At 48.9% G+C, this 23,028-nt stretch carries 21 protein-coding genes; 8 read left to right on the top strand and 13 right to left on the bottom strand.

Going from position 1 to position 23,028, the window contains the following annotated elements:
• Entirely contained in the window at nt 1-576 is a 576-nt protein-coding gene (locus tag EXU85_RS32325) for a ribonuclease HII (protein ID WP_142776029.1), read from the top strand.
• A 13-nt stretch (nt 577-589) separates the two neighbouring features.
• On the opposite strand, the gene EXU85_RS32330 is transcribed toward EXU85_RS32325, so the two are convergent.
• The 4 genes from EXU85_RS32330 to EXU85_RS32345 all read right to left on the bottom strand — a co-directional run bounded on the left by EXU85_RS32330 (nt 590) and on the right by EXU85_RS32345 (nt 4,409).
• Nucleotides 590-1,399 (bottom strand): hypothetical protein, encoded by an 810-nt coding sequence (locus EXU85_RS32330; RefSeq protein ID WP_142776030.1) that lies wholly within the window; start codon nt 1,397-1,399, stop codon nt 590-592.
• Between the two features lie 195 nt (nt 1,400-1,594).
• A complete protein-coding gene (locus EXU85_RS32335; protein ID WP_246859341.1) occupies nt 1,595-2,083 on the bottom strand; it encodes a nuclear transport factor 2 family protein in 489 nt (162 codons plus the stop codon).
• A gap of 166 nt (nt 2,084-2,249) precedes the next feature.
• The gene (locus EXU85_RS32340; protein ID WP_142776031.1) at nt 2,250-2,927 is read right to left on the bottom strand and encodes a response regulator transcription factor; all 678 of its coding nucleotides are present in this window, start codon (nt 2,925-2,927) and stop codon (nt 2,250-2,252) included.
• Nucleotides 2,928-2,930: 3 nt separating this feature from the next.
• Nucleotides 2,931-4,409 (bottom strand): cell wall metabolism sensor histidine kinase WalK, encoded by a 1,479-nt coding sequence (locus EXU85_RS32345; protein ID WP_246859342.1) that lies wholly within the window; start codon nt 4,407-4,409, stop codon nt 2,931-2,933.
• Between the two features lie 156 nt (nt 4,410-4,565).
• Between EXU85_RS32345 and EXU85_RS32350 the strand changes: the two genes are divergently transcribed.
• From EXU85_RS32350 to EXU85_RS32360, 3 genes are all read left to right on the top strand, one after another.
• Complete coding sequence (locus EXU85_RS32350) at nt 4,566-5,363, top strand: GLPGLI family protein (protein ID WP_142776033.1); 798 nt, start codon at nt 4,566-4,568, stop codon at nt 5,361-5,363.
• 109 nt (nt 5,364-5,472) lie between these two features.
• Nucleotides 5,473-8,223, top strand: coding sequence for an outer membrane beta-barrel family protein (locus tag EXU85_RS32355; protein ID WP_142776034.1), 2,751 nt, complete (start codon nt 5,473-5,475; stop codon nt 8,221-8,223).
• 87 nt (nt 8,224-8,310) lie between these two features.
• Nucleotides 8,311-9,327: an AraC family transcriptional regulator gene (locus tag EXU85_RS32360; protein WP_142776035.1), complete on the top strand. Its 1,017-nt coding sequence runs from the start codon at nt 8,311-8,313 to the stop codon at nt 9,325-9,327.
• Nucleotides 9,328-9,464: 137 nt separating this feature from the next.
• Here the strand turns inward: EXU85_RS32360 and EXU85_RS32365 are convergent, their stop codons facing one another.
• A complete protein-coding gene (locus EXU85_RS32365; protein WP_142776036.1) occupies nt 9,465-9,977 on the bottom strand; it encodes a DUF2480 family protein in 513 nt (170 codons plus the stop codon).
• Between the two features lie 202 nt (nt 9,978-10,179).
• Here EXU85_RS32365 and dnaN point away from each other — a divergent pair, with 202 nt between their 5' ends.
• The gene (gene dnaN / locus EXU85_RS32370; RefSeq protein ID WP_142776037.1) at nt 10,180-11,301 is read left to right on the top strand and encodes a DNA polymerase III subunit beta; all 1,122 of its coding nucleotides are present in this window, start codon (nt 10,180-10,182) and stop codon (nt 11,299-11,301) included.
• 103 nt (nt 11,302-11,404) lie between these two features.
• Nucleotides 11,405-12,625 (top strand): TCR/Tet family MFS transporter, encoded by a 1,221-nt coding sequence (locus EXU85_RS32375; protein WP_142776038.1) that lies wholly within the window; start codon nt 11,405-11,407, stop codon nt 12,623-12,625.
• A gap of 163 nt (nt 12,626-12,788) precedes the next feature.
• On the opposite strand, the gene EXU85_RS32380 is transcribed toward EXU85_RS32375, so the two are convergent.
• From EXU85_RS32380 to EXU85_RS32415, 8 genes are all read right to left on the bottom strand, one after another.
• The gene (locus tag EXU85_RS32380; RefSeq protein ID WP_142776039.1) at nt 12,789-14,285 is read right to left on the bottom strand and encodes a serine hydrolase; all 1,497 of its coding nucleotides are present in this window, start codon (nt 14,283-14,285) and stop codon (nt 12,789-12,791) included.
• A 257-nt stretch (nt 14,286-14,542) separates the two neighbouring features.
• Nucleotides 14,543-15,103, bottom strand: a complete 561-nt coding sequence (locus tag EXU85_RS32385) for a YceI family protein (RefSeq protein ID WP_142776040.1) — start codon at nt 15,101-15,103, stop codon at nt 14,543-14,545.
• Between the two features lie 4 nt (nt 15,104-15,107).
• Complete coding sequence (locus tag EXU85_RS32390) at nt 15,108-15,788, bottom strand: hypothetical protein (RefSeq protein ID WP_142776041.1); 681 nt, start codon at nt 15,786-15,788, stop codon at nt 15,108-15,110.
• A 17-nt stretch (nt 15,789-15,805) separates the two neighbouring features.
• Complete coding sequence (locus tag EXU85_RS32395; RefSeq protein WP_246859343.1) at nt 15,806-16,339, bottom strand: ubiquinol-cytochrome c reductase iron-sulfur subunit; 534 nt, start codon at nt 16,337-16,339, stop codon at nt 15,806-15,808.
• A 53-nt stretch (nt 16,340-16,392) separates the two neighbouring features.
• Entirely contained in the window at nt 16,393-18,093 is a 1,701-nt protein-coding gene (locus EXU85_RS32400; RefSeq protein WP_142776042.1) for a PorT family protein, read from the bottom strand.
• The gene (locus EXU85_RS32405) at nt 18,074-18,649 is read right to left on the bottom strand and encodes an RNA polymerase sigma factor (protein WP_142776043.1); all 576 of its coding nucleotides are present in this window, start codon (nt 18,647-18,649) and stop codon (nt 18,074-18,076) included. The genes EXU85_RS32400 and EXU85_RS32405 overlap by 20 nt, the downstream gene beginning before the upstream one ends.
• 90 nt (nt 18,650-18,739) lie before the next feature.
• Entirely contained in the window at nt 18,740-19,582 is an 843-nt protein-coding gene (locus EXU85_RS32410) for a hypothetical protein (protein ID WP_142776044.1), read from the bottom strand.
• Between the two features lie 127 nt (nt 19,583-19,709).
• Nucleotides 19,710-20,864 carry an App1 family protein gene (locus EXU85_RS32415; protein ID WP_142776045.1) on the bottom strand — a complete coding sequence of 385 codons (1,155 nt, stop codon included), beginning with the start codon at nt 20,862-20,864 and terminating at the stop codon, nt 19,710-19,712.
• A gap of 114 nt (nt 20,865-20,978) precedes the next feature.
• Here EXU85_RS32415 and EXU85_RS32420 point away from each other — a divergent pair, with 114 nt between their 5' ends.
• Both EXU85_RS32420 and gltX read left to right on the top strand, forming a co-directional pair.
• Entirely contained in the window at nt 20,979-21,359 is a 381-nt protein-coding gene (locus tag EXU85_RS32420) for a Rid family detoxifying hydrolase (protein ID WP_142776046.1), read from the top strand.
• Nucleotides 21,360-21,476: 117 nt separating this feature from the next.
• Nucleotides 21,477-23,015, top strand: a complete 1,539-nt coding sequence (gene gltX, locus EXU85_RS32425; RefSeq protein WP_210422421.1) for a glutamate--tRNA ligase — start codon at nt 21,477-21,479, stop codon at nt 23,013-23,015.
• Nucleotides 23,016-23,028: the final 13 nt, after the last annotated feature.

Consider the following 23,028-nt stretch of genomic DNA (forward strand, 5'->3'; position numbering starts at 1 on the left):
ATGTTACGTTCCTATTACAACGCCGAGGCTATTGAAGCCGGTTTAGACGAAGTGGGCCGCGGTTGTCTGGCTGGGCCGGTGGTAGCGGCAGCGGTTATTTTGCCCAAAAACTACACGCATCCCATTCTAAACGATTCGAAACAGTTGTCGCACCGCCAGCGTGAGAGCCTGAAAAAAGACATCGAGCGGGATGCACTGGCCTGGGCCGTTGCCGAAGTATCGCACACGGATATTGATCAGATCAATATTCTGAAAGCCAGCTTTCTGGCCATGCACCGGGCGGTAGATGCGTTAATAATCAGGCCAGAACATCTGCTAGTGGATGGAAATCGGTTTGTGCCGTACCCCATGATTCCGCATACCTGCATCATCAAAGGTGACGCTCATTACTTGTCCATTGCAGCCGCATCGGTATTGGCTAAAACCTATCGGGATGACCTGATGGCACAACTCGGACAGGAATTTCCGGCCTATGGCTGGGCGCAGAATGTCGGCTATCCAACACCCATTCATCGGAAAGCCATCCGGCAATTCGGCCCCACGAAATACCATCGAATGAGTTTTCGACTACTGTAAGTTAGTCCGCAGGTTATTGATAGACGAATTCCCGCACGCTTCTTGGCGTAGCCTCGGTATCTGCAACAACAAATTCCCGTATGGGGCGATCCTGCTGATCATAATTGTAGGAATAGATGAATACGGTGGTCTGCGACACAGAAGAAGCCAGATTGGTAGAGACCAGCGTTTGTTTGACAAGCAAATTCCGATTCTGCTGGCCACGGAATGTCAATGGCGACGGAATGCTGGGTTTTGTCAGATCATACTCGTAGCTATTTCGTTGTACACCACCGGAATTATAGACCGTTTCCTTCGCAACAACATTGCCATCTTTTACCGTGTAAGTATCCTGTTGGCCATTTCCTTTATAGCTGATCAGATAACCGTCGGAGTTATAGATGTATTCGTCCGGGCTCGCATTTCCTTTTATATATCCTTTATCCGTCAGGAGTAAAATGTTCAGTAAATCCTTATTCTCAGAATTCTGATACCGCTGAGCAAGGTCGGGGGTGTATTGGTAGGAAAGCTCCTCCCACCAGCTGCTATTGTTCCAGACTGTAGTTCTCTGACGGATGAGCCGATTTTGTGCATCGTACGCATAGGTATTCTTAAGCCGCCAGCTTACGTTCAGGGATTTCCCATTGAGCGTTACCGTCTTTTCACCAGCTGTAGTCAGAAAATAATCCGTGATTTGCACGAGCGGCCCTATTAGTACGGCTCCGGTTTTCTCGGGACTTAGTACGGGTGGAGTTTGCGAAACAGACGGAGTAATATCCTGCTGAGGAGTAGCACAGGCCGCTAGTAGCGCCAGAGGGAATACAAGTAAAGCAGTTTTTTTCATGCCGTAAACTAGGTTATGCGGAGTAGTCTCGATAGAAAATAAGCAGCTTGTTCAAGGCTGCTTATCCAGAATTCGCTTCAGGTGATTAGCCGATGATATTGGCAAATATATGAAACTTGTCATATGTGAGAACTTCCCAGCAGCGTTCTTTATTGATCGGGATACTTTTATGGCTTACAGGCTGTATACCCGCCATTACTTCAACCAGAAATTATCTTCCTGTGCTACGTCGGCCGAGTACACTTTGGCTTTCACAATCTGGCCGTTCTCAACGGTATATACGTCAATGTTGTCGACATCGAGTATCCCTCCGTTTGGTTGTACGGCTTTCCAGTGAACCAGACAGGCCACGCTGTTACCGTTGGCCGTTAGGACGTTGATGTCGGTTAGGGCCAGGCTATTATCGGTGGCCTGAAACATGCCGCCTACCATTTGAAAGACTTCCGTACTTGACTTCTTAATTCCCGAAAACCGATTGTTTCCCGGCTGGTTCCACTCAATAGCCGGGTGAATGAGCGATGCTAGTTTTGCCTGATCGCCTTTCTGAACGGCGGTTAAAAAGGTACGAACGACTTGCATTGATTGTGTTTCCATCGTGTTTGTTTTGAATTGATTATGAACTTGTTGACGTGATGATGTAGGCTGGCCCAGAGCCAGCATGAGGGCGACTATAATTGTTTCCATGGCGTTTTTTTGACAAAAGTACAGGTCACCCGACGGCTGGGTTTTACCATCAGCCGCCAGCTAATTACCAGTTGACGCCACCAGGAAGGTTTATTTGATGCTGTTTGTACCGAATGCCGTTTGATACAACGGTTTATGGTAGCCTGGACGTCTAGGCTACTCTTACTTAAACAATCAACTTATAGCCGATACCCCGAATGTTGATGATCTGAATTTGTGCATCTTCTCGTAGGTGCCGCCGAAGCTTGGTAATAAACACATCCAGGCTGCGGCCGTTGAAAAACGAGTCTTCGCCCCAAAGCTCTGTCAACACGGTACTGCGTTCGAGGACCTGATTTCGTTGCTCGTACAACCGCCGGAGCAGTTCGGCTTCGCGGTGCGATAGGAGAACTGTCTGACCGCCCAGCATGAGTTTTTGTTTCGAGGGGTCGAATTGATAACGCCCGATGGTTAGCTCCAACGTTGACGATGGCAGAGAAGCTGGCTTTCGGCGCAACAGCGCATTGATCCGAACGATCAGTTCGTCCAGACTAAAGGGTTTTTTGAGGTAATCGTTGCCGCCCAATTCAAAACCGCGTACTACGTCGGCAGTTTGCGAGCGGGCGGTCAGAAATATGATTGGTACATCGGAATTTTCCTGACGAATGTGTTCGGCCAGGGTGAAACCGTCCATTTGGGGCATCATGACATCGGCCACCACAATATCGGGCTGATGTTGTCGGAAGAAGGTTAGTCCCTCATTGCCTTCGCTGGCGTATAACACCGTGAAGCCACGGACTTCGAGGCTATCCCGAACAATCATGCCCAGAGCGGGCTCATCTTCAATCAGTAAAACGGTCGGCATAACTCAAAAGTCTAGAATAAACGCACTGCCCTTGCCAGGTTCGCTCTGCACCCGGATTCGCCCGCCATGTCGTTCAATCACCTGCTGAACATAGGCCAGCCCCAAACCAAACCCTTTTACCGGATGAAGATCGCCGGTGGGTACCCGAAAAAAACGGTCGAAAATAGCGGACTGATAGGCTTTCGGGATGCCAATCCCATTGTCGGCTACGATCAGTTGCCAGCCGCTAGCCTGCTGTTGATACGTCAGACTAATGTTGACCTGGTCATGGGAATAGTTAATGGCGTTGTCGATCAGATTATTCAGCGCATTACTAAAATGGACACGATCAACCGAGACGATGGTGTCGGCAGGAATAGCCAGCGTCGCGTGAATCGGTTTCGGCGCACGAAGTTGGTGATTGGTAATCAGCTCATTGGCTAGATTCGCCAGATTAACAAGTTCGGGCTGAAGTTCCAGATCACGCTTCTCTTCGATGGCCAGGTTCAATACTTTCTCGACTAGGTCCGACAATCGTTGCAGGTTATTTTGAGAGATGGCTAAGTAGGTCTGGGTTTTCTTCGGGTCGTTCAACGCCCCGAAATTCTGGAGTGCTTCAATGGCCGCCGTCACCGTTGCGATGGGTGTTTTTAGCTCATGCGTCATGTTGTTAATGAAGTCGTTTTTAACTTCCGACAACTTCTTCTGGCGCAGAATCGTGGCCAGCATAAACAGAAAGCAACCCGTGGTCAGGATTAATAAAAACACGGAGCTGCCCAGCAACCAGCCCATCCGCCGAAGCAGGTAAAACGTTGGTGTACCAAATGAAGCCTGTACAAACAGATTTTTTACGGGATTCAATGGCTCCGGTGTTGTTCTTAGAACGTTATCATTTTTTGTCACCTGAGGTGTAGCTAGCTTACGAACGATAAAGACATTATCCTGGGATTGCTGCTGAGTTTGTTGCGATCGGATGGTAAGTGTGTCGAGCTTAAAATCGGCGTCAATCGCACGACGGCGGAGTTCTTTTGCATAGGCTACTGTCAATTTGCTCAGGTTGACATCGACACCAGCCGCCCAATCGAGCAAAACCAGCTTAGAGATTCTGCGGGCGAGGGTATCGGCTCGAAATGAAACGGATTTAGTAGCTGGCCGACCTGCATTGTAGGTGACGACAAGTCGCTCGGGCGATTTGGTTGCGTGCAAACTATCATTCCGCCTGCGGACAAAAACCTGAGCCTTGTCGCCACCGGAAGCTTCGCCTGGTCTATCGAAACGACGTACAATAATTTGCGTCTCCGAACCGGTCGACATACGAGCTTCTGTCAGAGTACCCGTAGGCCGTTTACGCATCAATTGCTTCGCGGAGTCTACCTGTTGACGTTCCAATACCTGAAACAGCGCGTCCTGAACCGTATGGGCAAATTGCTCTCGGTTGAGCTGGTAGGTCGTCCAGAGCCAATAACCCTGAAAGGCATTGATCCCCACAATGCAGGTAGTCATTAACCAGAAAATTGAACGTATGCGCCGGTTCATGAACAAATCTACGTTGTCAGGCTCGCCTTTGCGTACCCGTTAACACTGTTTAACACTATATAGCAGTGCGTTACAAAGCATCGCCTGACCTTTGACTCATTAAATCAAATCAAGCGATTGTGTATGAAAACGCATAGTATGTTAACCATTCTCCTCTCACTGCTTCTGGCAGCCGCCCGCCCGATGCTGGCGCAAACATCCGGGCACATCAATTATGAAGTTGTTAGGAAAGTAGATCTCTCCGCGACGCGTATCGTCATCAACGGCGAACAGGTCAAACCCGGCGACCCTAACTTCCCAACCGACATTCCAGATACCCGCACCTTTGGCCAGAAGGTGACATTCGATGATAAATACGCCAAAGAGAGCCGGGATGCGCAAACTATTTCTATTAGAATGGATAGTAGGCCGGGGCCGGGCGGTGGCGGTGGTGTACCCCGAAATACAAATTTCAGTCCGCCATTCGAAGAGAAGATATTTGTCGATCTGGCTAATCAGAAAACCGTTACGTTGCTGACTATTGGCAAAGATAAAGACGCTAAACTTTACCGCGCTGGAACACCCATTCAACGCACGGGCGACTGGCAAATCACCGATCAAACCAAAAAAATTGCGGGCTATACCTGCCGTAAAGCGACTGTACCGTTCAAGAAAGAAACCTACACCGTTTGGTTCACCACCGAGCTACCCATTACGTACTCGCCCATTCGTGAGCTAACTCCCGAATCGGGTGTAGTGCTCCTGGTCGAAAGTAGCCGCGAGCAATTCCGGGCCACGAAGGTCAATCTATCGGCTATCGACGCTAAAGAGGTTCAGCCATCTGCTCAGGCGCAAACTGTCACTACGGAGCAACTAGCCGATCTCCGCCAAAAAGCCATGGCGGATTTTCAGCAGCAAATGATGATGGGCGAACGCAACTGATCGGCTTTTTTCGACAGGATTAACAGGATTTGTAGGATTTTTTCTTCTCCTCAATCTTGTAAATCCTGTTAATCCTGTCAAAAAAAACCTTCTTCATCCTGAATACAACATGAAATTCTTCTCTCTTTTTATCCTCCTGCTAGTAGCCAGGAGCAGTCATTTACTTGCCCAAAAAGCGACGGGGAAATCAGAAGTTGTAGGCTCCGTAGTCGATTCGGTGAGCGGCAAACCACTGCGCCTAGCTTCCGTTTCGCTACTCACCGACCAGGACTCCACGTATATAGATGCCACGATTACGAACGGCGATGGCCAGTTTCGGCTACGCAATGTAGGCACGGGTCGTTTTCGATTATTGGTGACGTTCCTTGGCTATCGAAATACCTCTTCCCTGGTAACGGTTAGCCGGGAAACGTCAGTCGATATTGGCGTATTGCGAATGACCGAGCAGGCCAATACGCTGAGCGAAGTGGTTGTTAAGCAGGAACGGGCTCCTGTTGCCGTCAAGGGAGATACGGTGGAATTCAACGCGGGTTCCTTTAAAACCCAACCCAATGCACAGGTGGAGGAGTTGCTTCGAAAACTGCCCGGCGTGGAAGTGGCGCGTGATGGTACGATAAAAGCACAGGGGCAGGCAGTTAGTCGGGTGCTGGTGGATGGGAAACCCTTTTTCGGTAGTGATCCTAAGATGGCCACCCGCAATCTCCCCGCTGATATTGTCGATAAAGTACAACTCTACGATCAATCGTCGGATCAGTCACAGTTTTCGGGTATCGACGACGGTAACCGCGAACGCACCATCAATCTCACCATTAAGCGAGATAAGCGGAAAGGTTATTTTGGACAGAATTCTGTTGGTGCCGGTACTGATGCACGCTATCAGAGCCGCTTGAACGTGAATCGCTTCAACAACCGTATCGACGGACCGGGCCGTCAGCTTTCCTTAATTGGGCAGGCGAACAACCTTAATCAACAGAACTTTACGCTGGGTGGTGGTGCGGGTGGACCCGTGATTGTTGGTGGGCCAGGTGGTCTAGAAACCGCAGCTAATCAATCGCCCACGAACATCATCGAGATTAAAGCGGGTGGTTTAAATTACCGGGATAAGCTGGGAAAACGTGCTGAACTATCATCGAGCTATTTCCTCAATCAGGCCATCACAACGACCGACCAGCAAAGCCGACGCGAGAATGTACTACCCGACCGGTCGTTCCTCACCGATCAGCATAATTATTCGCAGAATCGGCAGACGACCCATCGCTTCAATGCCCGTCTCGACTGGCAACTCGACTCGATGACTAACCTACGTATAACCCCGAACGTGTCGTGGCAAACCACGGGTTACGACAGCCGAACAACCAGCCGATCATATTTGCCAGCAGGACAGTCCCTCAACGATGGTGATACCCGCTATGGCTCAACCGGCGATGGTTTAAACGGCTACAACAACCTGTTGCTCATGCGGAAATTTCGTCGGGAAGGGCGGACGTTATCGGCGAATCTGAATACGGTGCTGACAAATGGGATGACCAATGCACTCAATCAGTCTACTAATCTGTTTTATGATTCAACTGGTACAAATTCACTCAGTACCACCCGGCTCAATCAGCGCAACCGGCAGAATAGCTACGCACTCCAGAATACGCTGACACTATCGTTCACCGAACCGCTTTCGCTCACCCAAAAGCTGGAGCTTCGGTACGCATACGCAACGAATCGGAACCGGGCCGAGCGCGATGTGGTCGATGCTAACGACGTGAACGGGCAGTACGACCGCCCAAAGGCCGCCCTGAGTAATCATTTTGGTAGCCTCTTCGCCACGCACCGTCTGGGCTCAACTCTCCAAACGCGACGGCTTCGGTACAGCTACGCCTTAGGTTTTGATCTACAGCAGTCGGAATTACGGGTCGATAACCGATCGGTCGATACGACGAATAGCCGAAGATACCTGAATTTGATGCCTAATGCGCTCTTTAGCTATACGTTTTCCAGGAATCGCAGCCTGCGACTACAATACCGAACGAGGTTGAGTCCGCCCTCGATAACGCAGTTGCAGCCCGTTGTGGATAACACCAATCCGCTGAACATTCGCCTTGGAAACCCCGCACTTCGGCCTGAATATTACAATAATCTTACGTTGACCTTCAACGGCTCTAGTGGGATGGGTGGCAAAAGTCTGTTTTTGTTTGCCAGTCTGAACCATAGCGACAACCGAATCAGCACAATGACAACTGTTAACAGTACTGGGGTACAGACAACCCAACCAATAAATACCGGCGGGTATTTGTCCGCGAATGGCTCCCTGTCGATAGGGCGAACGCTTCAGCCGAGCAAACTGGGTATCAGCCTGATGACCAATGCCAGTTTTACTCGGGCTGTGAGTTTAATCAATGACCAATCGAACGAGTCTAGAAACGTTAGTCTGGGCCAGGGGTTTCGACTGCAATCTGCTTATAACGGTAAGGTAGACTACGGCATTAGCGGAACGGTTAGCTACCAGACAGCCACTTATTCGCTCCTGTCAAAGCAGAATACGGCCTACTGGTCGCAATACGCAACCGCCGATGTGCATTGGCAGCTCCCGTTCAATTTCGTCCTCACCAGCGATCTAACCTATACCGCAACTACCGGTCGGGCGGCAGGCTACAATCAGCAGTTTACGCTTTGGAATGCCGCTCTCGCCTGGCAGTTTCTGAAAGCAAAACAGGGTGAATTTCGTGTTCAGGGTTTCGATTTGCTGAACCAGAATCGGAGTGTGATTCGGAACACGGGCGATTCCTATGTAGAGGATGTACAAAGCCGGGTGCTGACGCGCTATTTCCTGGTGAGTTTTGTTTATAACCTTCGAAAGTTTGGCGTGTAAGTGTGCCAAGTTTGTCTTCAGACGCCAACTCATTACCAGTTCACGCCAGGGGAAAAACACGATGCGCTATTTCTGTAGTTTTGTGTTATGCAAGACTATCAGAAACGCCTGTCGCTGAACGTACTGGCCTATGCTGTCCAGAAAAATACCGACCCGGCACAGTTATGCCATCTTTCAGGTATTGAGTTAGATACGTTGAAAAGTGAATCGAGTCCCAGCCTGACCGTGCAACAAATCAATGCATTATGGTTGAATGCGACTGAATTAAGCAAGGATTCATTCTTCGGGCTTCATTTTGGTGAGTCGTTGCAGGTGGCCGCGTTAGGGGTGGTGGGTGAGTTGATCCGTCATAGCCAAACGATTGGCGAAGCGCTGACACAGGCTGCGGCCTTTTCTCACCTGATTACAGATCTGCTCACTATGTCGGTAAACCGTTGCGGGCAATCCTTCACGATTCAATTCATTCCTTCGGCTGAGAATCAGGCGAGTTCTCCTCTGGTATTTCGCCAGATGATGGACTTTTTCATGGCCTTTACCCTGCACGAGGTCGATGGTTTGATTCTGCAAAAAATACGGCCCATTTCGGTCAGGATGCCGGTCGAACTAGCAGACCTGCCCGAATACATACGCGTGCTGCGCTGCCAGTCTATTCAGAATGCTACGGATTATGCACTGGAGTTCGACAGTCGGTTTTGGGATGAACTTATTCTAACCGCAGATTATGAATTACAGGCGGTGTTGTTACGGAAGGTAAGCGCACTCGATGAAGCGCACACGACCAAAACGTCGTTAAGCGAACGGATTAACAATTTCCTGTTAGCCAATGCGTATCTGGGCGTCCCAACGCTCGATGCCATTGCGGCCAATCTGAACGTGAGCAGCCGTAGTTTACAACGGAAGTTACAGGAAGAGGGTGTAACGTATCAACAACTGACTGATTCCATCCGAAAATCCCTGGCCTTGCATTACCTCCAAACGGGCCAGCACCCCGTAAAAGAAGTCTCCTATATTCTCGGATACAATGAGTTAAGTGCCTTCAATCGGGCCTTTCGGCGATGGACCGGTACCACGCCGGTGAGTTATCAAAAAGGGCAGCTTTTATAACTACTCAACTAGAAGCAGCAAAATATCATCAGTATATAGAATCATCTTGGTATCCTCCATCTGTGAGGATACCTTATTCATCAGGATAAGACGTTGATTAGGTGCAATACCAGACGAACCCGACGGGAAAGCCACGTCTACCCCTTCGGGCGTTTATACAAAGGCACGGTGCTACATGGCTCACCAAAAAGCAGGCTTTGCACCACAGGACGCAACAGGCGTGTGATCTCGACATAAGCCGCTGTTGGCACCGGAACTTTCGAACAGCCTTTTACCACGACGCGGGCATCCCGATACTCCTCGGGTTTGATTTGGGCGATTGCGTCGAAATAGAGTTTCTCTTCAAGATCTGTTCGATTGCCGAACACAACCGTATTCGCATAAGGTTGTAGCTGAATTGTTAGCAGCATATAGGCCCAGGTTGGCACAATAGCATCTTCAGTGCAGGTAATAGCTACGTTTTTACCCGCGTACTGGCTCCAGTCGTGTTCTTTCAAAAAAGCCCGAAAGTCCTTTTCTTTTAGGATTAGCCCCATAAAGAGGTTGTCTTTCAAGTCGTAAACGACCCGCTCACCGGGATGATAATAATCTTCCAGATCCAGCGTCATAAGGCCGCTATTGGCAACGCGATTGATGATTTCAGCTTCCATATTTTTAATGGGTAATGGAGAATGAATAATTGATAATGCAGCCAGAATCGCCATTGATTACATTCTCCATCATCCATTATTCATTCGTTACTACAACGGCCATTTACCCCCGAAAGGTTCTGATAATACATGCGCAGGCTGTCGGCTTTTTTTGCTACTTTTGTTCTCATATACATTAATGAACGCCTTAGACGCTTGGCCCATGAAATTTATAGTTTCCTCATCTGTCCTGCTTAAAAACCTTCAGCATATAAACGGGGTGGTTGCCACCAACCCAATCGTACCGATTCTCGAAAATTTCCTGTTTCGCATTGACGATGGGACCCTTACGGTAACCGCGTCGGATCTGCAAACAACCATGACAACGCAGATTCCAGTCGATGCCAGCGATAATGGAGCGATTGCCATTCCAGCTAAATTATTGCTGGATACGCTTCGTAGTTTACCTGAACAACCCGTTACCGTCAACATCGACACCGAAACATTCGGCACCGAAATTCTGACGGACAACGGTCGCTATAAACTCTCCGGCGAAAACCCGATTGACTTTCCAAAACTGCCGACCGTTAACAAAAATATGTCGGTCGAAATGACGTCCGACGTACTGCTGAGCGCGATCAACAACACGGTATTCGCCACCAGCACCGACGACCTTCGCCCAGCGATGACGGGTGTGCTTTTACAGATAAATGACGAGAATGCAACGTTTGTAGCTACCGACGGTCACCGGCTTATTCGCTACCGCCGTACCGATCTCGGTTCATCGGCCAGCACGTCGATTATCATTCCTCGCAAGGCGCTGCAATTACTGAAGGCATCGTTGCCCGAAAATGTAGCTGTCGTTGCAGAATTCAGTCAGGCCAATGCTTCGTTCACGTTTGGCCCAACGCAGTTGATTTGCCGCCTGATCGACGAGCGTTTCCCTGACTACGAAAACGCCATTCCAACCAACAATCCGAACGTGATGACCATTGGCCGGACTGACCTGCTGAACTCGCTGAAGCGGATCATGATCTACGCCAACCGCACCACGCACCAAATTCGGCTGTCGCTCAAGGCGAACTCGCTGACTATTTCGGCCGAAGATTTAGACTACTCTAACGAAGCCAACGAAAAGCTCCTCTGCGACTACGACGGCGACCCAATGGAGATTGGTTTTAATGCCAAGCTGATGTCTGAAGTGTTGAGCAACCTGAGCGCCAAAATGATTTCGCTCGAAATGTCAGCTCCAAACCGGGCTGGCCTGCTCATTCCTGCAGATAAAGAAGAAAACGAAGACATCCTGATGCTGGTGATGCCTGTGATGTTGAATACATACGCTTAATTTTTAGGGAGGAGGGGGAGGAGAGGGAAGAAGGGGAAGAGAGGGCATGTACCAACTCCCCCCCTTTTTCCCTCTCCTCCCCCTCCTCCCTTTTCTCCTCTTCATGAAAAACCGTACCGCTCCGGCCTTAGTTTTCATTTTCATAACCTTGCTGATTGACGTAACGGGGCTGGGTATCATTATTCCGGTTTTCCCGAAACTGATTGAACAACTCATTCATGGCAATATCAGCCAGGCGGCTAGTTGGGGGGGGTGGCTATCGTTCTCGTATGCTGGGATGCAGTTTCTGTTCTCTCCTATATTGGGCGGGTTGAGTGATCGCTTCGGCCGTCGGCCGGTGCTGCTGTTTTCGCTATTTGGGTTTGGCGTTGATTACATATTTCAGGGATTTGCCCCAACAATCGAATGGCTGTTTATCGGGCGACTGATTGCAGGAATTACGGGAGCCAGCTTTACCACCGCAACCGCTTATATTGCCGACATTAGTACCCCCGAAAAACGAGCGCAGAATTTTGGATTAGTCGGAGCTGCCTTTGGCGTTGGGTTTATTCTTGGGCCCGCTGTCGGTGGATTTCTGGGCCAATATGGCCCGCGTGTACCGTTTTTTGTAGCGGCAGGACTAACCATGATTAACTTCCTGTACGGCTTTTTTATCCTGCCCGAATCGCTCGCTCCCGAACATCGTCGTCCCTTCGACTGGCGACGTGCCAATCCGATTGGTTCATTGATGCGGTTGGGAAAGTACCCGGTTATTTTAGGACTGGTGGCCTCATTGGTACTGGTTTATATTGCCGGATTTGCCGTGCAGGGAACGTGGACGTTCTACACGATGGAGAAATTCAAGTGGGATGAAAAGACGGTCGGCTTGTCGCTGGCGACCATTGGCTTATCCTTTGCCATTGTACAGGGGGGCCTCAGCCGGGTGCTTATTCCAAAATTAGGGCAGGAGAAATCAGTCTATGTCGGCATGATGTTCAGCGCCATTGGGTTCGCCTTATTTGGCTTCGCTAACCAAAGCTGGATGATGTTTGCGTTCATGGCTGTGTACGCATTGGGCGGTATTGCCGGACCATCCATTCAGGGCATTATTTCGAACCAGGTTCCAGCTAACGAACAGGGCGAGTTGCAGGGTGCTTTAACCAGCTTAACCAGCACGACGTCTATTTTCGGGCCGCTTATTATGACCAACCTATTTTCGTTTTTCACGTCGCCAGCAGCACCAGTTTATTTACCTGGAGCACCCTTCTTTCTAGCTTCTCTACTGATCATCATTAGCGCGACACTGGTTGGACGTGGATTGAAACGGCAGACGGTGGTCAGTTGATTTTATATCTAGCCAGCCTAAGCCAATCCCAACGATATTTATAGTGGTGTCCGTTTCTTAAAACGGACAAGCGAGGTTTCTAAAAACCTTGTGTAATCGGTAGGTTTTGAGAAACCTCCTAAGTCGGGTTGAAGAACCCGACTTCACTGGTATAACGAACTCTTTACAATTCCTTTTTAAACTCCAGACCATCAAAAATCAGTGTATCGACTTTACCCGATGCACCAAGAATGAAACGCCCTCTGGCTTTTCCCAACCAGGCTTTTTTGTAAGGACCGCAAAACGTATCGTAATGCCAGTGCGATAAATTAGCGTTCAGGCTATTATCATTCACATTGACGACTAATTGGTTCCCTTGCACACTTACCTCCGCCTGCCCATATAAGGGGCTGGTGTATTTTCCGGTGTAAGCTGCCAGGGTCAAGGAAGGCGACGTATTCGGTACTCGTTTGTCAATAAATGCTTTTTCGGCCTTTTTGCCTTGCTCTTTTAAGCCGTCGTATAGCTTCTTAAATTCCGTACTCCAGTTGCGGGTACCGCCCAGGGCAAACCAATCGAAGGTCTTATACACAAGGGCATGACGAACTTCGGCATGGTCATAATTGCCGAATACGTAAACACCCAATTTCTCATCAGGCAATTGGGCAGTGATGGCCGTAAGACCCGACAGACTACCCGTATGAAAATTCACTTTATGTCCCTTATAATCGTGCTGATACCAGGCTAGGCCATAGGTGCGCCAGTTGGGCTTCAGAATTTGCATAGTCGGGTATTCGTCTTCCGGGAAAAACGTTTGTGGGGTAAACATCTCAGCCCAGGTTTCGGGCTTTAGTAAACGCCCACCGTTGTATTTGCTGCTGTCGAGCATACAGATTACCCATTTGCTGATATCATCTGCCGATGACCAGACTGCACCCGCAGAGCCAATTTCGCTATCAGCACCGTATTCAATGACCCGAATGGTATCGTTGATGTTGTAGTGGGGTTTGGTTAGATTATCATCCTTAATGTAGCCGCGCTTAGGGGCAGTCCGGTCCATTCCCAGGGGCGTAAAGATTCGTTCTTTCAGAAATTCAGCCCAGGTCTTTCCGGCAATCCGTTCGATTATACGCCCGGCAGCGGAATAAAACGTATTCTGATAAGCAAACCCGGCCCGAAACGGGTAACTCGGCTTTACCATAACCATCCGTCGAAACATTTCATTAGCCGGAATGGTCATGGCTCCCGTCATAAAATCGGTGCTGCCGATACCGGTGTCATGAATGAGTAAATCACGAATTTTTAGCTCCCGGGTTACATAGGGGTCATACAACTGTAGTTCGGGTAAATACTTGGAAACGGGATCGTTCCAAGCGAGTTTCCCTTCATCCACCAGCATACCCATCAGAGCAACAGTCATGGCTTTTGTTGTCGAAGCACAGGCAAATAATGTCTGGGTATCAACGAGATCAGGCTTGCCCAATTCACGAACGCCGTAGCCTTTCTTGAAAAGTACTTTATTGTCTTTAACGACGGTGATCGATAAACCAGGAACCTCCCATTGTTTACGAACAGCCTCTACGTAGGCATCGAATTCCTGAATCTGTTTGGAAGAAAATTGCTTTTGAGCAGTGGCTGGAATAGATACTAGAGCAAGAAGAAGTACAACTATTTTTCTCATGTAGGCGTATGGTATCATGTGTTAGGTTCAATGTACGAACAAGTCAACCTCGCTCAGAAACGAGTACAGGATTTACTGGACATCTCCTAGAAAATATCCTGTAAATCCTGTACTCTTTCAAAAAAAGTTTGACTTGCTCTACATTGATTTTAACCTCTCGTCCGACAGATAGCCACGCCAATTGAGATTAACTCACTTTGTGGTCCCAATGGGGTCATACCCTATATCATTCAATATAATTCTGCTTACTTGTTTAACTACAGCCCAAAAACCACATCAAACTTAAGCACCATAGCATCTTCGGTTTTCATACCCATTAACGATGGCCGCTCAATATTATGATCGCTCATATTAACGGGGAACTCACCTGTTAGGGTCATTTTTCCACCCGCGTCTTTGCGAGTTGCCTGGAGTGTAGCCGGTTTAGCTACACCATGAAAGGTTAATGTACCTTTCACGGTCAAGGCACCATTTTCTCCCGCTTTAATATCCGAACTAACAAAGGTGACGTTGGGGTATTTGAGCCCTTCAAGTACTTCCATCGCGTGCGAATCGCGGTTGTTATTGTCGCTATCGAATGACGCTACTTTTATGGAAACCGCTACATTTTCGGGCTGTTTCGTATCATCATTATAGATGATTGCACAGTTTACATCTTTACTCACGCCATCCCACTTATGGAGTGGATGCTTGGCCGAATACGTGACCGTCGACAAGGCTTTATCAGCCATTATCTTACGCTTGGCCATCGGTACCGAAGTAAAGGCAAAGAGAATCCCGATGGCTATCCAGAAGCCATACTTCCCTGTGTATTTCATGGTCTTAGAATGTTAAAGAAACTATCGAAGCTGCGTATGCGCCAAATGTGGTGTAAGCAGCCGCCCGATGGATTGGTTTCAGGTCTGGATTATTCTCAATCATATGGGCCAGAATATTCGTCGCCACCATACCTGTCAAATGCACAACAGCCAGATACTTATGCAGCTTGATCGACGTGAATCCCTTTTTAGCTCCCACCACAGGTGGAGGTGCTGTGAGCGACAACGCCAGGGTAGTTCCGTAGGTAACGTTGATAAACGTAGCCGACCGTTCGTGCCATTTCTTTATATCGACGTAATCCTGTCCTTTGGCATTATAGAGTTTCGCCCCCAGTAATCCCTGAGCTACAAAGCCTGCTAACGTTATAAATCCACCAATCTGGTGCGCCACGAGCATTGTACGTCGAACTTTCAGTTCATGCACACGCCCTTCCGATGTTAACGGAGCGATCTTCATGGTTCGTAGCAAGCCTTTGGGGCCCCAAAACGCCCGCTGCGTAAAAATCATTTTATGGGGCAACAGGGCTTGCGTTTCAGTCGAGTCTGTCAGACCAGCCAGTAGGTCGTTAGCGGATGCGTCTGTTGTCGGCGCAATAACGGTATCCCGACGAACGGCCGTCGAATCCTGGGCTCGGGCTAAACCGATCCCGAGCCACAGGAGCACGGCAAAATGAATGTACTTCATCGAGCAAAATTTAGTTGTTAGGCAGTCACTGTTAGGGTATTCCCATCTGCACTGAGGGATGTTTTGTATTGCGTCAATGCCTTCGTAGCCGGACCAACGTCCACAGCCCCCGTTAGGCTATATTCAGAGCCATGATTAGAGCAATAGATATCGTCCTGCGCGGCCCGATACTGAACTTCTGTCCCTTCATGCGTACATGTTTTCGAAAGTGCAACGAATGAGCCACTCTTGCTTTTAGCCACAATCAGGCTCCCAATTATAGCGTACTGCCCTGCTGTTTTTAGCTTGCTGTAATTTGAGTTGGTCAGGTCAACCGTAAAGCTAATGGCCCCTTTGGAGGCATCTGCATTACCGGTTACCCCAGCCGCCGGCGTTACTACCGTACCGCCCGGCGTAACATCATCACTACTTTTTGAGCAGGCGGTTAGTCCGGTTCCCATGCAGTAAAATGCCATAAGCGCTGCGCTACTCATACCAAGACTACGAATAAACTCTCCGCGGTTCATCTGCTCGGCTGTTGGATTGCTTTTCATTTGGTTGTTCGTTTTCATGTAGGTACATTAATTAATAGCCTCCCGTAGACTATCATACGTAAACGTGTTACTCATAATTTATAGCGGAGAGAGAAAAATGCGCCGGTACTTAGTAAGTTAACTTTAAAAAAGCCTACTCCCTTGAGGGGTGCCTTCATAAACGGCTCCACCTGCCATGATAATCGTCGGCTAAAGGACCGTTCATAACCAAATGACAGGTTCAGATTGCTGAAGCGATAGCCACCTGTATTACCACCAGAAGGGCTATACTCAGTTGGCTGGTTATATGTATGAGCCGGATATGTGTAATAGTATTCCTCTTGCTTCATGATATAGCTTGTTACGCCACTGCTCACAAACCAGCGGTCAGGTAACCGCCCATCTGATCGAGGCTTTATAACAACATCATAGCGAATATTGATCGGGATATCGAACATGTTACAACGACCATCAACCAGATCTGGCGACTTCATTGGCGGCTGCCACCAAGTCGTTGGTGCATTGTATTCGCTTGGAAGCGCCTTATATACTTTCGTACTCTTAATCACCCCCACCTGAATACTCCAGCGAGACGCCAGCCGATACTCCAGCAATAGGCCCACATTTGTACCAGGACGGGTAAAGTTTTTTAAGCCAATAGTACTTAAATCCGGCGCTACTACAAACCGAACACTCAGTCCACGTTGTACGGGTATTGATGCGTTGGAAACCACTCGCTGTGCGGTTGTATCGGTATAAGGCTCAACAAGCCGACCGGTGAAGGCCAGATTTTTAGGCCAACGTGCCGGGCGGACTGATAACTCATTTACAGCTGGCAACAGCACAGAAGTAGCTTCTTCTGATCCAGGCGAGAATGGACTACCGGTTAACATCAACCCAGTAGATTGGGCGACTTTCAGTCTGTCTATACCTGATCGCTTTGTAAACGATGGCATTGGCGAACCAGTATAGCCCGTTGCCGAAAGCACCACTAGGTCCTGGCTGGCATTCCGCTGCTTCCGAAGCTTTCGAATAGAGGTTCTGCTTCTAGCCAGCGGTACGCTACTTAGGCGGTTCGTTTTTTCTTCAGAGTTCATTGCCCCTACTAGCTCCGAATCAGATCGCATTCGCTTGGTCCGGTTCCGGCCAGATGCCAACTTATACGACGATGGTATGGATTTCGTTGCAACTACAGTCTTAGTCAACTTCCTAGCCAGTGCCGTTCTAGTAGACTTGCTTAGCCCAGTCGGCTTCGACATCTCCGATTTTTCAACACTAGTTTCCAGGCTACCCGGTTTATTGGCTGACCTCTCAACGTTGCGAAGAGGATTTTCAGCTGACTCCCCTACTTCGCGAGTAGTCTCCTTAGCCGATTCCGCCCGATTAGCCGACGGCCCAACTTCGCTAACCATAGGTTCGGGAGAACTGGTTGTTAGTTCTGTGGGGCGCTGCGTTTCGGCTAATTGGGGCGTTGCGGACTGATGCACTCCTTTAGCTATAGTAGTTTCTTTTGCCCTGGCTTCTGCTACTTTTTGCACTGAGGTAGTGGCCGTACCAGGATTCGCTTTTCGGTAAATAAACCAACCGCCACCTGTCAACAGCATAAGCAGTGCAACAGGCAGGCCCCAACGGAGCAGATTTTTCCAAATCAATGCACCGCTGGGCGTGGTGCGGTCGTTGGCATCCAGGCGGGCTTTCATATCCTGCCAGGCTGCCGGATCGAACGGGGTATCGAACTCTTCAACCGACTTTCTGAAGAGCCCGTCCAATTGGTCATCGGTTAGCTCTGGCATACTCATCGTAGTTTATGTGTTTCAATAGTTGGCGCAGATTTTCGCGCGCCCGAGCCAGGTTCGATTTCGACGCACCTACCGAAATACCGAGTTGACCGGCGATTTCTTCGTGCGTAAATCCATCCATAACATATAAATTAAAGACCAGCCGATAGGCCGGAGATAAACGTTGAACGTAGCCTAATAATTCTTCGTAAGACAGCTGGCTTAAGGCATCCGCCGATTCCGAAGCAACCACTTGTTCGGCTTTTTCAACATCGTCGTGCTGATGACGCACCTCCTGTCGATAATGGTCGATAGCCGCATTGATCAGAATACGTCGAAGCCAGCCTTTAAACGGTTGCGCAGAATCATACTGATCCAGTCGTGTAAAGACTTTTAGGAAACCATCATTCAACACTTCCAGCGCCCCATCACGAGTAGGTGCATAACGCAGACAAACGCTCATGGCATACCCGTAGAACTGCCGGTAAAGCATTTCCTGACTTTGCCGGTGGTTGCGCAGACAACCCGCCAAAATGTCGGTTAAAGCCGGTATGTTAGGAGCGTTGGACAAAGTAATTCAGTCTATGGGTTCTCGGTTTCGGGTTAGCCCCAAGGGTCGTCTGTCAGGTGCTGAACCTTACCCAAAAAGATAACCCGTTCACTAATTCGGAGCATTCACCGACGTAGCATTTACGACCGGCCATACTCCTGGTTTTGGGAAACTCACTCCTTTGGTACTGCCTCTCTGTCCGTTATCGGAACCAAAATAATAGAGCGGCCAGCCTTTATACGTAAGTTGTGTTTTGCCAAAAACCGTAATCGTTGCAAAATCCGTTTTCTTAAGCGCAGAAGGAATCTCTCCTAATGTGGATGATGTTACGAAAATTGGCCAGGTTCCATCATTACTAAAATCGGCTTTGGTATAGTTATTTTTATTGTTTTTGTCGAAAGCGAATGCATACAGCGTACGTCCAACGCTATCCGTCAAAAACAGCGAATTCCCAGTACCCTCTTTTGTGTCAAATGTATAACTTTTGCCGTCACTACCAACTAGTTGTCGGGATGCAAGCTGCACCGTATAGTTTGGCTTGGCTACCATCCACACGTTGCCTACATTCTCGCCCGCTACATCCCCTGCTTTCGCGTCATTTTTAAAGTAATAAAGTGGCCACCCTTTGTAGGTTGTCTGTTTAGCTCCATCAGCGCGGGTAATCGTCGCAAAGTCCGCAGCTTTCAGATTGTTACCCAGTGTCAGGGTTTCCTGGTAAAATATGGGCCAGTTGTCCTTGCAGGTACCGGAGCAATTCGCATCACCAGCCACATCAGGCGCAAAAAAGTACAACGTTTTACCACCTTCGCCGGTCAGCACGTTTCCAAGGGTGGTTGTTCCTATCGCTACCGAAGATACCGTAGTCGGATTTTCCTCGTCTTTGCAGCTCAGCAATGTCACTACAACTAAAGTAGTCAGCAAGGCCAGGCGATTCATGTACACGTAAGGCTTCATTCTATCAACTGTGTTTAAAATGAGAAAAAGAACAGTTGAACCGGTTCAGTTGGCAATACGGGCTATCGTAAAAAAGGGTTGCGTGAAGAAGGAAAAGTTTTGAATAAATGGTCATGAGTAGTCAGGATTATGCCTGACCAGTAGTATCTGCCCGTCGGTCGGCCCGGATTTCGGGAATGGTATCGGGGTCGATCAATCCCAGCGAGGCTGCGTGTTCAGCAGCCGCTACCGTGTCGGACACCAGCAGCATAGGAACATGGTAGGCTTCTGTGGTTTGGATGAGTGCCCGAACGGTTTCGTCGCGTCGGTCTTCCGATACATCGCGAATATAGATAGCCCGAATTCTGCCCGGGTTTTCGCGTACAATCTGTGTATAAATTTCGGGATCCTGCTGACCACTATCCCCAATGAGTACAAACGGCAACTGCGGGTTCACGTCCAATACTTTCCGAATCATGGCTAGCTTATGCACATGGTGTCCCTCTGGCAATAAAAACGTGGGCGATATGCTAAAATCGCGGAGAAAAATCGGTCCTTTCGGAATCCCCTGAATCCGAAAAAAATCAACCAGAAGGTCATATAAATTCCAGGGACTGCTCGATACATAATAAATCGGATTGAACAACGTAGTAACAGGACCACTTTGTAATGCCCGATAAAACGCGGCTATTCCCGCAAAGGGCAAGCGGGTGTAGGCGTTTCCTAAAAACGTAAGTCGTGCCGTTTGGAGTAAGTTTGTAGCATCGGTCACGAGCACGGTGTCGTCGATGTCGGAGATAATACCAAACTGACTAAATGGTGGGGAAATCATCAGATAACCATCTTTAACAACAGATTGATTCTCTGACGTTTCCTTCGTATCAGGCTGTAAAACGCCCTCCAGCGAATAACGAACGGGAAACCATACCCGACCGGCCGGTAAATCGTTCGGAGGGTTAATAGTCACCTCAAAGTAGCCTTCCTTATCCGTTATGGTCGTGTGTGCCAGACCAAAAGCTTCAACACGCACGGTAACACCTTCCACTTCATCACTTCCGAAGCGTTGATAGGTAGCCAGTAGATTTTGCCAGAACGTATCCCGGTCGCTGGGTGTGCTTAAATCGCGCTGACGTAAAACGCGGCCTTTCAGAAAAACTTCCGACGGGCTCCCAAAGCCACGATAGTAAATAATCCGGTAGGGTTTTTCGGCATCGAGCCGCCCAAAGAGCCGGGTTTTGAGTCGATCGAACTGGGTTTCAACATCAGTTGATGCAGATACTAAAAAATCTTTCCAGGAGGACATAAGTAGTAAGCGGCTGGTTTACGCAGGTCAGCCATCGTTTTTTCGTGAAGATAATGGCGTAATTTTCGACCATCCGGGGTTTAGTGGTAACTTTGGCAGTCAATACTACAAACCATGAGCAAACAAATTGTTTATAGCGAACAAGCCCCTGAACCCATTGGTCCCTACAGTCAGGCGGTTAAAGTAAATGTAGCCGCCGGCACGGGAATCCTGTTCGTTTCTGGCCAAGTTGCCATCGACCTGGCCCCCAAAGGCGATATTAAGGCTGAAACACAAAAGGTCATGGAGAACATCGGGGCTATTTTGAAGGCTGCTGGTCTGGATTATACCAACGTGGTTAAATCCACCATTTTCGTGAAGGACATGAATAATTTCGCTGCTATTAACGAAGTCTATGGTCAGTTCTTCACCAGCGAACCACCTGCTCGCGAAACGGTTGAAGTAGCCCGCCTACCTAAAGATGTTAATGTTGAAATTTCGGTAATTGCTGTTTAATAAAAAAGGAGGAAAGGGAGGAGGGGTAGAAAAGGGAAGAAAAAGAGAGAAGGGTTATAGTTGTATTCCCTTTTGTCCTTTTCTCCCCTTCCTGCCTTTCCTCCCCCTCACAAAATTATGTCAAAACCCGTTCGCGTTCGTTTCGCGCCCAGCCCAACCGGCCCGCTGCATATTGGCGGGGTGCGTACTGCGCTTTATAATTACCTGTTCGCCCGAAAAATGGGCGGCAAGATGCTTCTTCGTATTGAGGATACCGACCAGAATCGTTTTGTGCCGGGAGCCGAAGATTATATTCTCGAATCGCTACGCTGGGTAGGCATTCAAATCGATGAAGGTCAGGGCGTAGGAGGTCCAGATGGCCCCTACCGCCAATCGGAGCGTCGGGAAATTTACCAGAAAGAAGCCCAGCGATTGATTAACGAAGGTAAAGCCTATTACGCTTTCGATACAGCCGAAGAGCTGGACGCCATGCGCAAACGGCTGGAAGAAGCTAACGCACCAGCCGCACAATACAATGCCATTACCCGCATGCAAATGCGTAACTCCCTGACCTTAAAGCCTGAGGACGTTCGTGCTCGTATGGATGCTGGTGAGCCCTACGTGATTCGACTAAAAACACCCCGGAAAGAAGAAGTCCGGCTTAACGATATCATTCGGGGTTGGGTCAATGTTCACTCGTCGGCTATCGACGATAAAGTGCTGTTGAAATCCGACGGGTTGCCAACCTATCACTTAGCCAATATCGTAGACGACCATCTGATGGGCATTACGCACGTCATTCGGGGTGAAGAGTGGTTACCCTCGGCTCCGCTCCATGTGTTGCTATACCGGTATTTAGGTTGGGAAGATACAATGCCCCAGTTTGCCCACTTACCGTTGTTGCTCAAACCAGAAGGCAACGGTAAGCTCAGCAAGCGCGATGCTGATCTCGGTGGTTTTCCGATTTTTCCCCTACAATGGACTGATCCATTTACCGGAACAGTAGCGCGGGGTTTCCGCGAAGATGGCTACTTACCCGAAGCGACCATTAATTTTCTAGCCCTACTCGGCTGGAACCCAGGCACCGAGCAGGAGTTGTTTTCGATGGACGAACTCGTTGCCAGCTTCGACCTCACCCAGGTTCATAAAGCAGGGGCCCGTTTCGACATTCAGAAAGCGCAGTGGTTCAACCATCAGTACATTCGTCAGCAGTCAAATACTGACCTGGCACCTACTGTTCAGCAACAGGCCGAAAAAGCCGGATTTGTCTGCTCAATAGAAAAAGCAGAGAAAATTGCGGCTTTATTGAAAGGTCGGGTCAATTTTGCCCACGAAATATTTACTGAGGCCGGGACGATATTCAATGCGCCAATAGCCTATGACGAAGCTATTGTAACGGCCAAATGGAATGCTGATGCAGTAAAAGCCGTAACTGTTTTTCGCGATGCATTACAGTCATTTGACGGTGAATTCCTGGCTGATACGATCAAACACACATTGTCTGATACAATGCAGCAGGCAGGTATCAAACAGGGAAAAATTATGCAGGCCATGCGGTTGGCCCTTACGGGCTCCGGCGCAGGCCCCGATCTGATGCTAACCATGGAAATCATCGGCAAAGACGAAACAATTGGACGCTTAGAGAAAGCGCTGGAGATCTTGAAGATAGCCGTATGATGTATGATATAGA

The sequence above is a fragment of the Spirosoma sp. KCTC 42546 genome (assembly GCF_006965485.1).
Classification (GTDB): domain Bacteria; phylum Bacteroidota; class Bacteroidia; order Cytophagales; family Spirosomataceae; genus Spirosoma.

What these genes read in the sequence shown, in the direction of transcription:
- EXU85_RS32365 (WP_142776036.1), bottom strand. Translation starts at nt 9,977, where the DNA reads ATGGAAGCTGAAATCATCAATCGCGTTGCCAATAGCGGCCTTATGACG.
- EXU85_RS32360 (WP_142776035.1), top strand. Translation starts at nt 8,311, where the DNA reads ATGCAAGACTATCAGAAACGCCTGTCGCTGAACGTACTGGCCTATGCT.
- EXU85_RS32340 (WP_142776031.1), bottom strand. Translation starts at nt 2,927, where the DNA reads ATGCCGACCGTTTTACTGATTGAAGATGAGCCCGCTCTGGGCATGATT.
- EXU85_RS32375 (WP_142776038.1), top strand. Translation starts at nt 11,405, where the DNA reads ATGAAAAACCGTACCGCTCCGGCCTTAGTTTTCATTTTCATAACCTTG.
- EXU85_RS32415 (WP_142776045.1), bottom strand. Translation starts at nt 20,864, where the DNA reads ATGTCCTCCTGGAAAGATTTTTTAGTATCTGCATCAACTGATGTTGAA.
- EXU85_RS32385 (WP_142776040.1), bottom strand. Translation starts at nt 15,103, where the DNA reads ATGAAATACACAGGGAAGTATGGCTTCTGGATAGCCATCGGGATTCTC.
- EXU85_RS32380 (WP_142776039.1), bottom strand. Translation starts at nt 14,285, where the DNA reads ATGAGAAAAATAGTTGTACTTCTTCTTGCTCTAGTATCTATTCCAGCC.
- EXU85_RS32330 (WP_142776030.1), bottom strand. Translation starts at nt 1,399, where the DNA reads ATGAAAAAAACTGCTTTACTTGTATTCCCTCTGGCGCTACTAGCGGCC.
- EXU85_RS32410 (WP_142776044.1), bottom strand. Translation starts at nt 19,582, where the DNA reads ATGAAGCCTTACGTGTACATGAATCGCCTGGCCTTGCTGACTACTTTA.
- dnaN (WP_142776037.1), top strand. Translation starts at nt 10,180, where the DNA reads ATGAAATTTATAGTTTCCTCATCTGTCCTGCTTAAAAACCTTCAGCAT.
- EXU85_RS32355 (WP_142776034.1), top strand. Translation starts at nt 5,473, where the DNA reads ATGAAATTCTTCTCTCTTTTTATCCTCCTGCTAGTAGCCAGGAGCAGT.
- EXU85_RS32395 (WP_246859343.1), bottom strand. Translation starts at nt 16,339, where the DNA reads ATGAAAACGAACAACCAAATGAAAAGCAATCCAACAGCCGAGCAGATG.
- EXU85_RS32345 (WP_246859342.1), bottom strand. Translation starts at nt 4,409, where the DNA reads ATGACTACCTGCATTGTGGGGATCAATGCCTTTCAGGGTTATTGGCTC.
- EXU85_RS32400 (WP_142776042.1), bottom strand. Translation starts at nt 18,093, where the DNA reads ATGCCAGAGCTAACCGATGACCAATTGGACGGGCTCTTCAGAAAGTCG.
- EXU85_RS32335 (WP_246859341.1), bottom strand. Translation starts at nt 2,083, where the DNA reads ATGGAAACAATTATAGTCGCCCTCATGCTGGCTCTGGGCCAGCCTACA.
- EXU85_RS32325 (WP_142776029.1), top strand. Translation starts at nt 1, where the DNA reads ATGTTACGTTCCTATTACAACGCCGAGGCTATTGAAGCCGGTTTAGAC.
- EXU85_RS32350 (WP_142776033.1), top strand. Translation starts at nt 4,566, where the DNA reads ATGAAAACGCATAGTATGTTAACCATTCTCCTCTCACTGCTTCTGGCA.
- EXU85_RS32420 (WP_142776046.1), top strand. Translation starts at nt 20,979, where the DNA reads ATGAGCAAACAAATTGTTTATAGCGAACAAGCCCCTGAACCCATTGGT.
- EXU85_RS32390 (WP_142776041.1), bottom strand. Translation starts at nt 15,788, where the DNA reads ATGAAGTACATTCATTTTGCCGTGCTCCTGTGGCTCGGGATCGGTTTA.
- gltX (WP_210422421.1), top strand. Translation starts at nt 21,477, where the DNA reads ATGTCAAAACCCGTTCGCGTTCGTTTCGCGCCCAGCCCAACCGGCCCG.